The organism is Brevibacillus sp. HD3.3A, from assembly GCF_013284375.2.
GTDB lineage: Bacteria > Bacillota > Bacilli > Brevibacillales > Brevibacillaceae > Brevibacillus > Brevibacillus parabrevis.
This window is the reverse complement of the sequence record NZ_CP085874.1, coordinates 1,586,290-1,601,118: the sequence shown is the minus strand read 5'-3', so window position 1 is coordinate 1,601,118 and position 14,829 is coordinate 1,586,290. Positions and strand designations below refer to the sequence as shown.

The following is a 14,829-nucleotide window of genomic DNA, read 5'->3' as shown; positions in this document are numbered from 1 at the left end:
TTCCTGATGAAGTACGTCTTTTTTGCACCTCCCCCATTTCTCCATTTGTCTGAAAATTCCTTGTAAAAAAACGAGATCGCGCAAAAAAGCTTTGCCAAAACCGCTACACGCAAGCCGGAGCCTCTTGCTGCTTCTCCACCCGCTCACGCTTCTTTTCCTTTTGCAGCGCCACGACGGTATAAAGCGACGGCACGACAATCAAAGTTAAAAGCATCGAGAACAGCAGCCCGGAAATAATCGTGATGGCCAGCGGTTTGAACAGCACGCTCCCGGAAATCGCCATCGGGGCAAGGCCAGCCACGGCTGCAAAAGTCGTCAGCAAAATCGGGCGCAACCGCGCTTTTCCAGCGCCGATCACCGCGTCTCGCAACCCCATGCCAGCGTGCCGTGCTTCTTCGATGAACTCGATCAGGACAATTCCGTTTCGCACGACAATTCCGGCCAAGGAGATAAACCCGGCTACTGTCATGAAGCCGATCGGCGTGTCGGTAATGAACAACCCGATCATGCTTCCGGCGATCGCCAGGTAGACTGTGCTCATCACCAAAGTCGGTATCGACAAGGAATTGAACTGCAACACAATCAACAGGAAGATGAGCAGCACAGCCACCACCGCGAGCAGCCCCAAATCGGCCAGCACGTCGCCTTCCTCCTCCGATTCACCCGTCACCTTCCAGGCGTAACCATCCGGCATTTCGACGTGTTCCAGCTTTTGCACCAGCTCGCTCATCACGTCATCCGCCGTGCGCCCCCGCACATCGCTCGTAATCGTGACACTGCGGGACATATTGTAGCGGGGAATGCTCTGGATGGACAAGCTCGGTTTCATTTCCGCTATTTGCGCCACCGGAATGAGCTGCCCTTGGCTATTCGGAACCGTAAGCTGGCTAAAAAGCTGCTGCGGAGTCATGTTCGCCTGATCAGCCAGCAAAGTCATGTCGATCAGCTTTTTCCCGTTGTCAAACTGTCCAACCGGGATGCCTTGACTGATCAGACGCAACGTTCTCGTCAAATCCGCTTCATGGACCAGCGCCTTGTCCATTTTCCCCTGCTCCACCTGGAATTGGAGGGAATATTGCGCATTCCCGAGCGTGTCATTGATATTGTAAGTTCCTTTCGTCTCTTTAATCATCGCTTTGACTTCCTCGGAAATCGCATACAGCTCGGACAAGTCATTTCCATACACGCGAATGGCGACCGGGCTGCCCGAATACATGCCCGCCTTCACGCTGTACGGAATGATATTCGCCTCCGGGTACAGTTCTTTCAGCTGCACAGTCCACGGCTCGACGACTTTGCGCGCATCCATCTGCGTATGGTCAAAGACGACGACGAGCTGCGCCATGTTTTCGCCTGTTCCGATCGACGGGGCACTCGTGATCATCTGCGGGGCAGCTCCCCCGACGAAGGCAGCCACCTTTTGAATGTGCGGCTGTTTGACAATCCAGTCGCTGGTGCCTTGGACGATCCGGTCGGTTTCCTGCAAATTGCTGCCGATCGGCATGTTTATGTTGACAATCATCTGCGGTCTGTCGTCATCCGGGAACAGCTGGATCGGAATAAACGCAGCCAGTCCGTAAAAGGCTGTAGCGACCAGCACCCCGATCACTCCCGTTTTCAACGGGTTTTTCAGCATCGCCGGCATGACTCGATCTCCGTACCAGCGGGTCAGCGCATCGATCTGCTTGCCCAAAAGTCCGGCTGGCTTGCGGTCTGCTGCCGTTTTTTTCGCGCGCTTGTTTTTTCGTCTCTCGTTCCACTCCCGGTAAATCGGGATGAGCGAGAGCGACATGATCATGGAGGCGGTCATCGTGAAAATGATGACGACTGGCACCGGAAAAATGAACTGCCCGGCATCGCCTGTCAAAAAAATGATCGGGCCAAATGCGCTGATCGTGGCAAATGTCGCCGTGACAATCGAAACGGCAACCTCTTTCGTGCCAAGCACGGCTGCCGTATACGGTTCTTCTCCAAGCACGGACAGCCTGCGCTCAATGTTGTCATTGACCACAACGGCGTCATCCACCAAAATCCCGAGAACGATGATCATGCCAAAGACACTCATCTGATTCAGCGTGATCCCGAGCAAAGGGAGAACAGCCATCCCTGACGCAAGCGAGATCGGGATCGCGAGGGCGACCATCATCGAAGTCGTCAAGTTCAAGCCGAGCATGCAAACGAACAGGACGGCCACAATCGCGATCAGCATTTCATGCAACAGCTCGGAAAACAAACTGTCGATCCGATCCATCTGGGCGTAAACCGTTTCCTTTTTCGCCCACGAAGGCAGCTGCTCTTCTAAAGAATGCAGCTTCTCGTCGACCGCGCGCTGGACGCTCGGGACGTTGCTGCCCAGCTCGGCGTTGATGCTGACCGTGACGGCGGGCTTTCCGTTGTAGTACGTCTTGTATTCCACCCGTTTCGTACTGTCCAAAATCGTGGCGACATCTTGCAAATAGACGGGTACCCCCTGAGCAGTACGGGTCACGACCACTTTTCCGAGCGAAGTCGGATCGTAGCTGACAGGCATGGTCAGTTGGTATTGGCGTTTGTCGACATGTATGTCTCCGAGTGGAACCGTCTCGTTTTTCGTTTGAATCGCGTCCATGACTTGCGCCCAAGAAATGCCGTAATGCTGGAGCTTTTGCGCCTGTACGTTGACTTTCACTTCCTGCTCGGGCAATCCGAGGATCGAGACATCGGACACGCCCGGAACGGTGCGCAGCTGATCCTTCCACAGGTCGAGCGTATCGCGCAATTGCAGGATTTGTTCAAAAGAATCGGCGGTAATTTGGAACGACTGGATGAAAGTGCGGCTCATGTCATCATTGATGATCGGCTGCTCCGCCTCTTCCGGCAGGTCGGCTTCGGCGTCCTTCACTTTTTTCCGCATGTCTTCAAACACGGCTTTCGGTTTGGCATCATTTTCCGTCTGTACGGTAATGATCGACACCCCTGAACGCGACTCGGAGTTGATCGACTTGATCCCTTGCACTTCATTGATCTTCTCTTCCAGCTTTTTTGTGACGGTCTGCTCGATTTTTTGCGGAGTCGCTCCCGGATAGACCGTAGTCACTGTCGCGGTGCCGACGATGATGTCAGGCTGCTCCTGTCTCGGGAGCGAGAACAAGACGTAAACCCCCATCAAGATCAGCATCGCAAAAAAGACGAGCGTGATTTTTCGCTTCTTGATCAAAAATTCAATCATGCTTCACGCCTCCTTTGACAGTGACCTGATCCCCGTCGAGCAAGCGGTCTGCCCCGTCAGTGATCAAGACATCGCCCGCCGCTATCCCTGCTGTAATTTCCAGCTCGTTGTCGACATACTCCCCCAGCGTTACCGTCGTCTTGCGGGCTTTTCCTTCTGTCAAAAGGAAGACATAAGGTTCAGACCCGCGGCTGAAAACAGCTTGGGTCGGAATAAAAATCGCTTCTTTTTGCTCCAAGGTTCGTTTCGCACTGACCACTTGCCCGGCAAACCAGTCTTTGGCGGCATTGTCGACCACCACTTCCACGCCGATCGTGCCCGTCTGTTCATTCGTAGCCGGATAGATGTTCGTCACTTTGCCTTTGCGCTTGTTCCCGTACAGCGCAAGCTCGACCTCGTCGCCTGCCCGCCAGGATGAGATGTCTTTATCCGGCACAGGCAAAACCGTTTTCAGCTGCTGGATGTTGCCGATGCGATACACGGGAGCACCCGGGCCTGCAAGCTGACCGACATCCGCCATTTTTGCCAGTACGGTTCCGGCAAAAGGCGCTTTCGCCTCGGTTTTCGCCAGTGTCGCCGCCGCCTGATTGCGTGCTGCCATCGCTCCTTGATAGCTCGCCTGCGTCGCGTTCACATCTTCCGCGCGCGCCCCTTCGACGACCAGAGAGTAGGTCGCTTTTGCCTGGAAAAGGTCTTTTTCCGCCAGCTCCCGCGCATTTTTCGCCCGTTCAAACTCACTTTGCGAGATCGCCCCATTTTTATGTAGCTGCTCCATGCGGCGGTAATCGCTCTCGGCCTGCTGCAAAGAGATTTGCTTCGCTTCAACCGCTGCCTGCGCTTGCTGGACTTCTTCCTTGCGGGAGCCGTTTTTCACTTTGGCCAATTGGGCGTTCGCGCCGTTTGCTTCTGCGTTTGCCATTGCGAGCTGGAGCGAGTAGTCCGTGGTGCCAAGCACCGCCAGGACGTCTCCCTTTTTAACCGAATCCCCCTCCTTGAACGGCATCCGTTTGATTTCCCCGGCAATTTCAAAAGCAACCGTCACCTCTTCTACAGGAACAAGCGTTCCCGACAGCTCGCTCTCGGTACGGACAGTCTTCGTTTGAACGCGTTTCGTTTCCACCACTTTTGCATCCAGCCGGGTTTCCACGCTGCTTGCAGGCTGCTCCCCTGTTGTGCAAGCCGTTCCCACCAGCACAAGCGAGAGGAGCGCTACACTTCCCGCCGCTTTCCTGATCCATGCATTCATGTTCTCTTCACTCCTGCTTAATTAGGTACATGTCCAAGCGATGTCGGTTTTACGGAATGAATATTCATTCCGTTTTGTTCAAAAGAAAGATCAGAATCAATGAATTCTGATCGCATCCCAGCAAGCCTCTTCCACGCCTGCCAGCAATTCCGGTGTTTCCTCGATCTCGCCCGCCCGGCAAGACTTGTACAGCGATATAAACGCACCGTCAATAATCGCGATCAATGCGTCGGCAGGCAACGGACGAATGATTCCGTTTTTCTTCCCCTGGTCAATGAACTCATAAAAAAACGTGCGCAGGCGCATGTAAGCTGCCTGGCTTGCTTCGTCCAAATAGTAGCCATTGACATGGGAATCGACAAACAGCAAGGCCGTGAGATTTTTATTCGCATAGCTGACCAACTGCTTGGCAATATGAGCGAATTGCTTGCGCGAATCATGCGAGTCGTGCGGATAGCCCTGGTTCAGCGTCTCCAGCACATCGTTGACGCACTCTTGAAACAACGTGTTGACCAGCGCTTCCTTGTTTTCAAAATAGCGATACAGCGTCCCGGCGCCCACGCCTGCTTTGTCGACGATCATCGGAACAGTCGTGCCGTCGAAGCCTCGCTGTTCAAACAGAACCATCGCCGCTTCCAATATTAACTCCCGCTTTGTCTCAGACATGCCAGACCTCCTCACTTCGGAATGAATGTTCATTCCGTTTTGATTGTAATCAATTTCTCCTGAACCTGTCAAATCTTTCTTTCCTATCATCCGTTGACATGCAACCTTTTGGTTTCGTATACTGCAAAAAGCGAAACGTTTTGGTTTCGTTTCCATGTGCAAACTAGGAAACTACTTTCTTTTTACGGAGGCGTATTCATGTCCAACACCATTCCTGATATCGTTCAGACACAAGTATTTCAAGCTCCACTGCAAAAAGTTTGGGATGCCGTCGCTACAGCAGACGGGATTGCCGCCTGGTTCATGCCAAACGATTTTCAGCCAGTAGCTGGACATGCCTTTACCATCCATTCCCCATACGGCGATTCTCCTTGCGTCGTGCAAGAAATCGACCCGCCGAACCGTCTCGTGTTCAAATGGGGCAAAGACTGGGTGATCACGTTCGCGTTAAAAGATTTGGGAGAAACAACAGAGTTCACGCTGATTCATTCCGGTTGGTCTGCCGATACAGTAACGGAGTTTGGGGAAAGCCATGCCGTCGTCCGCGACAGGATGAACCAGGGCTGGGATTCTTCTGTGCTGCCTAAGCTGAAAGCGTATGTGGAAGCGTAAATGAGCAGCTCTGCCGCCAAGCATGACGTATTTCAAGCCATCGCCGATCCGACGCGCCGCAAGCTTTTGCAATTGCTGACCGATCAGGAAATGCCTGTGACCGCGATCAGCAGGCACTTTCCGATAAGCCGCACTGCCGTTTCCAAGCATTTGCGCATTTTGTCCGAAGCAGGGCTGGTCAAGGAGCAGCGTGTAGGTCGCGAGACGAGGTATCGGATGCAACCGGAGCCGCTTGCCGAGCTGAAAAGCTGGCTGTCCTACTATGACCGTTTCTGGGACAACAAGCTGACCGCACTGAAACGGCTGGTGGAAGCCGAGCAGCCTGAGGATCATTCGCTGACAGGGCCGCGTCTTGTGGAAACCAAGCGGGATGAGTTGTAATGAAAAAAGGATAGGGAAAGCAGCATTCGTGCCGCTTCTCCCTATCCTTTTTGCTTATTCGATGTGCAAGCCGAACGATTTTTCGCCAAAAGACACCGTCGCAAGCTCTTGCCCGGACGTGTACACCACATCGGACAGCAGCACGCTCTCCCGCAGCAAATGCTCAAAACGGTTCAGCGCTGTCCGCAGCTCCTCGTCGACCGCGAGCGTGACAACTACCCGTTTGTCGATCGGCAGCTCCATGCGCTTGCGGTAGTCCTGAATGACGCGGATCACTTCCCGCACCAGCCCTTCCTGGACAAGCTCCTCTGTCAGCTCCGTCGTCAGCGCCACGTGGATTTGATAGCCGGATGCGGAGGCAAAGCCTTGTTTTCCTTGCTTTTCGACGAGCAAGTCTTCGAGCGGAACGCGGATCGACTCATCGTCCAGCACCACGTCCAGATGCCCCGACTCCATCACTTGCTTGGCTGCGGCTGGTGACAGTTCTTTCAAATGCGCTTGCAGCCCGCTTACGAGCTTGCCGTATTTTTTGCCAGCCACTTTCAGATTCAGCTTGAAATGATAGGTGACAAAACCGTCGTCGCTCCGTTCCAGACGAATGCTTTTCACATTGATTTCGTCCCGGATGATGCCGGCAAACTGGTCGAGGCGAAACGGTCGATCGAGCGAGACGATCAGCTCGGATAGCGGCTGACGCGTCTTGATTCCGGTTTCGTTGCGGATATTGCGGGCCAGCTCGACGATTTGTCTCGCCGTCTCCATGTCGCGCTCAAGCGCTTCGTCGCGTACGTCCTCGTTTACTTGCGGATAGTCTGCCAGATGAACGCTGCCCGCTTCGCCGAGATTGCCGTACATATCATCCGCGATCAGTGGAGCGTATGGCGCAATCATCCGCGCAAGTGTCAAAAGCACCTCGCGCAGCGTGTGGTAAGCGGCGATTTTGTCGGCAGACAGGCCGCTTTCCCAGAAGCGGTCGCGCGAACGGCGGATGTACCAGTTGCTCAGCTCGTCGACGAATGCTTCAATCTGCTTCGCCGGATTCATGAAGTCGTACGTGTCCAGCCCTTTGCGCACATTTTTCAACGTCGTATGCAGGCGGGACAGTACCCAGCGATCCAGCTCGTTTTCAGACACGACCGCTGGATGCTGCTGCGGATCGAACTGGTCGATACCCGCGTACAGCGAGTAAAAGGCGTGCGTGTTGTGGATCGTATCGATCACCTTGAACTTCGCCTCGGCGACGATCCGCTTGGAAAAGCGCTTGCTGCTCCACGGCGCACTGTCCGACAAAAGCGCCCAGCGGAATGCATCTGCCCCGAACTCCTCGATCACTTCCCACGGGTCGATTCCGTTGCCTTTGCTCTTCGACATTTTTTGGCCGTGCTCATCCAGTACGTGCCCGGTCGAGATGACCGCTTTGTACGGCGCTTGCCCGTTGTAAAGCGTGGAGACAGCCAACAGGCTGAAAAACCAGCCCCGCGTCTGATCGATCCCCTCCGAGATCATGTCGGCAGGGTATTGCTCCTGGAATTGCTTGTCGTCGCCAAACGGATGATGGTACTGGGCAAAAGGCATCGAACCGCTGTCAAACCAGACGTCAATGACCTCCGGCGTGCGCTCCATCACAGAGCCGCATGTGCAGCGCAGCTTGACTTCATCCACATACGGCTTGTGCAGCTCCAGCGACTCGTCGATTGGCACGGCTGCCTTTGCGCGCAGCTCTGCGATGCTTCCAGGCGCGTACTCGCTGCCGCAATCGTGACAAAGCCAGATGTTGAGCGGCGTTCCCCAATAGCGGTTGCGGCTGATGTTCCAGTCCACCAGCTCTTCGAGAAAATTGCCGAACCGTCCTTCGCGCAAATGGCCCGGATACCATTCGACTTTGCTGTTGTTGGCGATCAGCTGATCCTTGATCGCCGTCGTCTGGATGAACCAGCTTTCCATCGCGTAGTAGAGCAAGGGCGACTTGCAGCGCCAGCAAAACGGATAGCTGTGCTCGTACCGTTCCTTGGAGAACAACAGTCCGCGATGGGCCAAGTCTTTGACGATGTCGACGTCGCACTCCTTGACGAAGCGCCCGGCAAAATCGGTAATTTGCTCCGTGTAACGCCCAGCCAGATTGACTACGTTCACGAAGTCCAGTCCGTGCTGACGGGTCGTGCGATAGTCGTCCTCTCCGTGGGCGGGAGCCGTATGGACGATCCCCGTCCCGCTCGTATCGCTGACATACTCGGCGTCGACGATGACATGCCCTTTTTCCACGCGGACGTAGCTGTACGGCGGCTCGTATTCCGTCCCGACAAATTCCGCCCCTTTGTGCGTAGACAACACTTCATATGCATCGGTGAACACTTTGTCTGCGAGATTTTTCGCGACGACGTACACTTCGCCGTTTTGCTTCACGCGCACGTAGTCCAGCTCTTTGTTGACCGCGAGAGCCACGTTTGCCGGAAGCGTCCACGGCGTAGTCGTCCAGGCGAGAAACACTTCCTCCCCCTGCTTGCTGCGGAACTTGACCGTCGCGCTCAAATCTTTCACATCTTCGTAGCCTTGCGCTACTTCGTGAGAGCTGAGCGTCGTCTGGCAATCCGGGCAGTACGGACTGACGCGATGCCCTTTGTACAACAGCCCCTTTTTGTGGATCGTAGCCAAAATGTGCCAGACACTTTCGATGTAGTCGTTAGTGAGCGTCACGTACGGATGATTCATATCCGTCCAGTAGCCGATTGCCTCCGTCAGCTCCCGCCATTGCTTCTCGTATTCAAACACGCTCGCCTTGCAGCGCTCGACGAACTTCGCCACTCCGTAGTTCTCGATCTCATGCTTCCCGGAGATGCCAAGCTGCTTTTCCACCCCCAGCTCGACAGGCAAGCCATGCGTATCCCAGCCTGCTTTGCGCACGACGCGGTATCCGGACATCGTTTTGTAGCGCCCGATGAAGTCTTTGATCACTCGTCCGAGCACGTGGCCGATATGCGGCTGACCATTGGCCGTGGGCGGCCCTTCGTAAAACACGTAGTTCGGTTTGCCAAGCCGATTGTCCATCGATTTTTGAAAGGTGCCATCCTCTTTCCATTGCGCCAGCACACGCAGCTCGCGTGCCCTCGCCTTTTCTTTGACGTCGACTTTTCTCATCTCACTCATCCCTCCTATGATTGATGTCCGAAAACGCAAAAAATCCCGCCCCCGAAGGGACGAGATTTCATCTCGCGTTACCACCCTTGTTCCGAAACGATCACGAAAACGTGACGCTTCGACACCTCTGCTACGTACCATCATACGCGCCCCTTGTAACGGCGGGGTCCCGGGTCAGCTTACTTTGTTGCGCTTCAGCTTTCCTTCTCGGAGAGGATTTTCGGCTAAGTCTTGAACGTTGGCTTTCAGCACTAGGCCAACTCTCTGGGGAACAAGGGGTTTAGCGTACTCTTTCTCGTCAATGAATTTGATCGGTTCAATTCGTACCTTCTTTTTACATCAGTTTTCCAGCTTTGTCAAGAAACGAAAGCAAGCGGTCTGTTACGCCGCGACCCGCTTCAAGCTTCTGCGGCTTTCCACGCGCGACAGGAACAAGCTTAGGACAAGGACGATCGCTCCGAACAAGTACGGTGCGTTCACATGCATTCCGTACAAAGTCCCCGCCACAGCCGGGCCAAAAATGTTGCCCAGACTCATGTAGGCGTTGTTCATCCCGGCGACAAAGCCTTGTTCATCCCCGGCCCGCTTGGAGATGAGCGTATTGATCGCCGGACGCATGATCGAGGTCAAGGTGAAGAACAGCACAGTCAGGACGAGCATATACCAGAAGTTCCCTGACAAAAGCATCAGCACCATCGTGACCGCCGAGCTGAAAAACGTCCAGTTGATCAGCTTCTTTTCTCCAAAACGGGAGATCAGCTTCCCGATCAGCATAGCCTGCACAATCGTTCCAGCCAACGCTCCGACCGTGATGATGATCGAGATGTCACGCGGCGTATAGCCGAACTTCGCATCTACGAAGAGCGGAAAAATTACTTCAAAGTTCGCCAGCCCGAAAGTCATCGTAAAAATCAGCACGAGCATGATGAAATACGACGACTGGAAAGACTTGCCGAGTTGCAGGAAAATATTTTCTTTCTTCTGCTCCGAACGGCGGGCTGCCAGCTGTTTGTCTTTTGGCAATGACTCAGACAAAAAGAGCACGGAGCCGATCGTCGCCACGGCCCCTACCGCCGCGGAAATGTAAAACGGCATCCGCAGCCCAAGCTCGGCGAGAAAACCGCCGATCCCCGGCCCGATCACGAACCCGAGAGACATCGCCGCGCCGAGCAGTCCCAAGCCTTTTCCGCGCTTGTCCTCGGTCGTAATATCGGCGACGTACGCGAGCATGGAAGGAATCATCGAAGCGGCGCCGATTCCCCCGATCAAACGGGAGAGGTAGAGCACCCATGTCTGTTCGGCCAGGGCAAACACCAGATTCGAAATCGTAAACAACACCAGGCCGGAGACGATCATGATTTTCCGACCGTATTTGTCCGACCACTCTCCCGCGATCGGAGAGAACAGAAACTGCGTCAAACCAAACGCTGCCACCAGGTAGCCAGCCGTCTTCCCGCCTGCTCCAAATTCTTTCAAAAACTCGGGCAAAATCGGGATAATCAAGCCGATTCCGAGCATGGCAATAAACATGTTCATCATCAAAAAGAGAATCGGTCGCCCGCTATTCTCTGCATTTTCACTTTTCATTGATCCAATCCTATCCTGTTTATTTTTTCTCTTTACGCTTTGAGCCTCGCCTTCACGCTTTCGATCACGGTGCGCCACACCGCAGGATCAGTCGTGATCGTTTCCTTGAACGTCCGATACAGCTGCTTTTGCTTCTCCTCAAAATCCGGCGCATCGGTCGCAGGGAGTGTCGCCCGCGCAGTTGTGATCATTTCCTGCACCTCTGGCGAGCGCGGCCCCCAGACACAAGCTTCGTAACCATCCTGGTCGAGGAAAACGAAAATCGGGATCGCCCGCGCTGTACCGTTCGTCAAGTATTGGTCCATCAGCTCCAGATTCTCGTCGCGAATGAGGAAGCGCAGCTCGATATTGCTTTCTTCCGCGATGCGTTGAATGACCGGAACGCACAGCGCCGCATCTCCACACCAGTCGGCTGTCAGCACGATGCCTTTCCAGTTGCGCGCGGACAGCTCCTTCCAAAACGCGAGGTCTTCCTCGCTGAACGTCAGCTGCTCGTAGACGCGGCTCAACTCTTGCTTGTTCACATTCATGCTGTCGCGATACTGCTCAAACGTCATTCCTTTTTCAAACCAACTGCTCTGATTCACGTTAGACATAATGGGTACTCCTCCTCTATATGCAAAAATGATAAATTATTGCTCCCAAATCGCTGACGTGCCCAGGCGATTTCGCACAGAAAAATGTCTGGCCTTGCCCGTTTGCACCTCAGTTGCCGAGTCCCGCACCGCTTCTGCTTTTGCCGCAAGCTCCAGGAACCACGCTTTGTCGCGAATGAGCAGCGACAGGTCGATCAAATCATGCAAAGATTCCAGATCGTCAAAAGTGCCTGTCGACATGCGCTCCAGCCATTGCAACGGGATGGCCACGATCTTGCCCACCGTGTTTTCGTTGTCGCATTTGACGACGTAGACTTTCGCAATGCCCCGCAATGAATCGACGGTTTCCACGAAGCCTTGAACCAACTCGCCATGCTTGGTCTTGCCCAATACCCAATCACTGATTTCCAGCAACTGTTCCCGATTCATACGAACGCACCACCTTAAAATGTAGTAAAAATAGTTACAGTTTCCAGTCAAACAAGTCGCTTCGTCTGCTTTGCTTATTCGCTGACCTGATCCTGACACGTGCTTTGACGAATTTTATCCAGAACGCTCTGAATGGTAAGCTGCTCCAAATACTTCGTGTAGTACAGCTCTGCTTCCGTAAAAATTTGATCCATCACGTTGTGGATATTCGCAGACACCAGGCAGGCTTCTTTCGGGTCACCCGAACACCAATGCGGCTTCAAGGTTCCTTTTGACATGGAATGGTAAATCTCGGCCAGTGTCACTGCATGCGGATCGCAAGCCAAAATGTATCCGCCGCCTACGCCTTCTTTTGTCTTCACAAATCCGTTTTTTCGCAGGATACCCATAATTTTGCGTATTCTGGCAGGATTGGTGCACACGTTTTGCGCGATGAGCTCACTGCTTGCCATATGTCCCGGTATATGAGCCAACAAGGCCAAGCTGTGAACAGCTATCGTAAACTCACTATTCACGTCTGAGACGGCCCCCTCCGAAAGTGTACTGTAATCATAATTCTTACAGTTAAGAATGTCAACAATTGCGGGAGGCGTAACTGTATTCCATATATGCTGGTTTTTCTTTTGCCGTGGTTGTGGTGGCGGTGGCGGGCTTGAGCGGGAGGAAGCCTTGGTCTGGTGCTCTGGCTCTAGCTGATGCTCTGGCTTCCGTTCTGGTTTCCTCTTCCCCTCTCATGCTCATACTGTTTAAATCAGCTTGACCAACACGATTTCGTCGCGAATCGGAATCCCGTTGTCCGCGATCAGCGGAATCTCCGGCTTGATCGCCCGCGCTTTTTCCACAGCGTTGACATGCAGCTCGTGAAACTGATAGCCGCGCCGCTGATAAAAGCCGAGCGCATGCAAGTTGTCATTGGTCGTCACCAGCTTCATCCGCTCGCAGCCCGCTTCCTTCGCCGCCTGCTCCGCTCTCGCCAAAAGGGCAGAGCCGATCCCCCTGTTTTCCGCCAGGCTGTCCAGCGAAATGATTTCGCACTCGGTCTGCTCCAGCACATAACTGACATACCCCTGGATCGCGCCATCCGCGCCGATGTGCGCATAGCCGTCCAGCTCGTCACATGTAAAAATGCCGCTTCCGATCACCATTTGCGGACTTCCCCAGTTGGTGATGAAAAAGTCCGTAATGACGCTTTTCGAAAGTTCGCTTGCCGCTATGATGTTCATGCTCTGCACCTCTTTAGCCGTTTCGATTCTCCCGTATGCTAGGGCCGCACTTGCAGCAGTACCTTTCCTGTGCTCTGTCTGCTTTCTACCCATGCGTGGGCGTTTGCCGCCTCTTCCAGCGAAAACACTTTGCCGATCTTGACGTCGAGCTGTCCTTTTGCCAAAAAGTCGATCACTTGCCGGGCTGTATCCTGCAAAAGATGCGGACGCAGCTTCCGCGTCGTACCGAAGCTGAAACCGAGCACCGAGCGGCAGCTTGCATGCAGATCAAGCGTGCGAATTTGCCCGATTTCTCCGCTCGCATTGCCAAAATGCACGAGTCGGCCGTACCAGGCGAGACATTCGATGCTTCGCTCGCTCACCCGGCCGGAGATCGAGTCCAAAATGACGTCAGCGCCAGCCCCGTCCGTCAGCTCGCGTACTTTTTCCACAAAGTCTTCCGTGTCGTGGCAAATGACATGATCCGCTCCGGCAGCCAAAGCGACTGCGGCTTTTGCCGCGCTGCCCACGCTCCCGATGACGCGCCCCGCTCCGAGAAGCTTGGCCAACTGAATCGCCGTCGTGCCGATCCCGCCCGCCGCCGCGTGGATCAGCACCGTTTCTCCTTCGGCCAAACGGGCGACTTTTGCCAGCAACTGATAGGAAGTAAACGACACCACAGGGCAAGCTGCGGCTGTTTCCGTGCTGATCGAGTCGGGAATCGCGAAGGTGAGCGCCTCATCGGCAACGACGTATTCCGCATACGAGCCGTTCGCCGGAAACGCGATCACGCGCTGCCCGACGCGCAAATTTTTCACTTCTGACCCGACTTCTTCAATTACTCCTGTCGCATCCAGTCCGGGAATAAACGGCAGCTTGGCTGCTCCCTTTTTGCCGTAGCGCGACTTGATATCGGCAAAATTGACACTCGCCATCTCCACGCGAATGAGCACTTGCGCAGCTGAAATCTTCGGTATATCCACGTCCGTGTACTGCATCGTCTCCGGGCCGCCCAGTTGTGTTACCAAGATCGCCTTCATGAACATGCCTCCCATGCTGATTGGTCGCTCTTTTACTTCCGCATGAGCTTCCGATTCCCTGCCAGTTCCTGCCGATCAGACGCAAAAAACCGCTCAAGGCGTGAACGGTTTCTCGCTTTTTTATGCTTTTATGCTTGCAAAATGCCCAAGATTTCCGCCTTTTTCCGCGCAAACTCTTCGTCGGCAAGCACGGGCGCAAACTCGCTGCGCGGCAAGTCTGCGAGCAAATCGTGCCACGATTTGCACCCCTGGTAAGCGGCCTCAATCGGAATCACGACCGGCTGCGCCAGACGGTACATGCGGACGAACAAAATATGCAGCGGCTGCTTCTTTTTCCAGTGCAGACGCACATCCGCAAAGTTGTCTGTCCAGATGTGGTAAGGCGAGAGCGCGCGCAGCTTGGCTTCGTCCATCAGCTCCACATCGTCGGTCACTTCGGCAAAATATTCGATGGAGACGGTCGTCTGATCACTCGACCAGCCTGCAAGCGTCGCATCCAGCAGATGGTGGTAAGCTGGCTTCACCATGTCGCGCTTCTGATGCTCGTAAGTAGGGTACAAGTAAAACAGATTGTTTTCCAATCGAAATTCTCGTGTTTCTTCGTATAACCCGCCCTTGCGGATCGTAATAATCTGCTCGCCTTCCCCGAGCGCTTTGACAGCGACCGCCCATTCCTTCAGGCTCAAGGGGGATTGCGGCTGTACGATCGTCTGCATGCAGTACGTCT

Annotated in this window: 13 protein-coding genes and 1 other annotated feature; of the genes, 2 read left to right on the top strand and 11 right to left on the bottom strand. The window is 54.3% G+C overall.

Annotated elements, in window-relative coordinates; genetic code table 11:
• Window positions 1-103 precede the first annotated feature (103 nt).
• The 3 genes from HP435_RS07850 to HP435_RS07840 form a co-directional block, all read right to left on the bottom strand.
• Window positions 104-3,208 carry an efflux RND transporter permease subunit gene (locus tag HP435_RS07850; RefSeq protein WP_173598376.1) on the bottom strand — a complete coding sequence of 1,035 codons (3,105 nt, stop codon included), beginning with the start codon at window positions 3,206-3,208 and terminating at the stop codon, window positions 104-106.
• Window positions 3,201-4,454, bottom strand: coding sequence for an efflux RND transporter periplasmic adaptor subunit (locus HP435_RS07845; protein WP_173598377.1), 1,254 nt, complete (start codon window positions 4,452-4,454; stop codon window positions 3,201-3,203). Before HP435_RS07845 ends, HP435_RS07850 begins: the two co-directional genes overlap by 8 nt.
• 96 nt (window positions 4,455-4,550) lie before the next feature.
• Entirely contained in the window at window positions 4,551-5,120 is a 570-nt protein-coding gene (locus HP435_RS07840; protein ID WP_173598378.1) for a TetR/AcrR family transcriptional regulator, read from the bottom strand.
• 198 nt (window positions 5,121-5,318) lie between these two features.
• Between HP435_RS07840 and HP435_RS07835 the strand changes: the two genes are divergently transcribed.
• Window positions 5,319-5,732, top strand: coding sequence for an SRPBCC family protein (locus HP435_RS07835; protein WP_173596178.1), 414 nt, complete (start codon window positions 5,319-5,321; stop codon window positions 5,730-5,732).
• The gene (locus HP435_RS07830; RefSeq protein WP_122963073.1) at window positions 5,733-6,113 is read left to right on the top strand and encodes an ArsR/SmtB family transcription factor; all 381 of its coding nucleotides are present in this window, start codon (window positions 5,733-5,735) and stop codon (window positions 6,111-6,113) included.
• 54 nt (window positions 6,114-6,167) lie between these two features.
• Here HP435_RS07830 and ileS read toward each other — a convergent pair whose 3' ends face one another.
• From ileS to HP435_RS07790, 8 genes are all read right to left on the bottom strand, one after another.
• Window positions 6,168-9,248 carry an isoleucine--tRNA ligase gene (gene ileS / locus HP435_RS07825; RefSeq protein WP_173598379.1) on the bottom strand — a complete coding sequence of 1,027 codons (3,081 nt, stop codon included), beginning with the start codon at window positions 9,246-9,248 and terminating at the stop codon, window positions 6,168-6,170.
• A gap of 52 nt (window positions 9,249-9,300) precedes the next feature.
• Window positions 9,301-9,559: a binding site (T-box leader), on the bottom strand.
• Window positions 9,560-9,629: 70 nt separating this feature from the next.
• Window positions 9,630-10,835, bottom strand: coding sequence for an MFS transporter (locus HP435_RS07820; protein WP_122963071.1), 1,206 nt, complete (start codon window positions 10,833-10,835; stop codon window positions 9,630-9,632).
• Between the two features lie 32 nt (window positions 10,836-10,867).
• Window positions 10,868-11,431 carry a thioredoxin family protein gene (locus HP435_RS07815; protein ID WP_173596176.1) on the bottom strand — a complete coding sequence of 188 codons (564 nt, stop codon included), beginning with the start codon at window positions 11,429-11,431 and terminating at the stop codon, window positions 10,868-10,870.
• Window positions 11,432-11,467: 36 nt separating this feature from the next.
• Complete coding sequence (locus tag HP435_RS07810) at window positions 11,468-11,860, bottom strand: hypothetical protein (protein ID WP_173598380.1); 393 nt, start codon at window positions 11,858-11,860, stop codon at window positions 11,468-11,470.
• A 74-nt stretch (window positions 11,861-11,934) separates the two neighbouring features.
• On the bottom strand, window positions 11,935-12,375 hold the full coding sequence (locus HP435_RS07805) for an Rrf2 family transcriptional regulator (protein ID WP_122963068.1): 441 nt from the start codon (window positions 12,373-12,375) through the stop codon (window positions 11,935-11,937).
• A 231-nt stretch (window positions 12,376-12,606) separates the two neighbouring features.
• Window positions 12,607-13,083, bottom strand: coding sequence for a GNAT family N-acetyltransferase (locus tag HP435_RS07800; RefSeq protein WP_173598381.1), 477 nt, complete (start codon window positions 13,081-13,083; stop codon window positions 12,607-12,609).
• A gap of 38 nt (window positions 13,084-13,121) precedes the next feature.
• The gene (locus tag HP435_RS07795; RefSeq protein WP_173598382.1) at window positions 13,122-14,102 is read right to left on the bottom strand and encodes a quinone oxidoreductase family protein; all 981 of its coding nucleotides are present in this window, start codon (window positions 14,100-14,102) and stop codon (window positions 13,122-13,124) included.
• 128 nt (window positions 14,103-14,230) lie between these two features.
• Window positions 14,231-14,818 (bottom strand): DUF1802 family protein, encoded by a 588-nt coding sequence (locus HP435_RS07790; protein ID WP_122963065.1) that lies wholly within the window; start codon window positions 14,816-14,818, stop codon window positions 14,231-14,233.
• Between the last annotated feature and the right edge of the window lie 11 nt (window positions 14,819-14,829).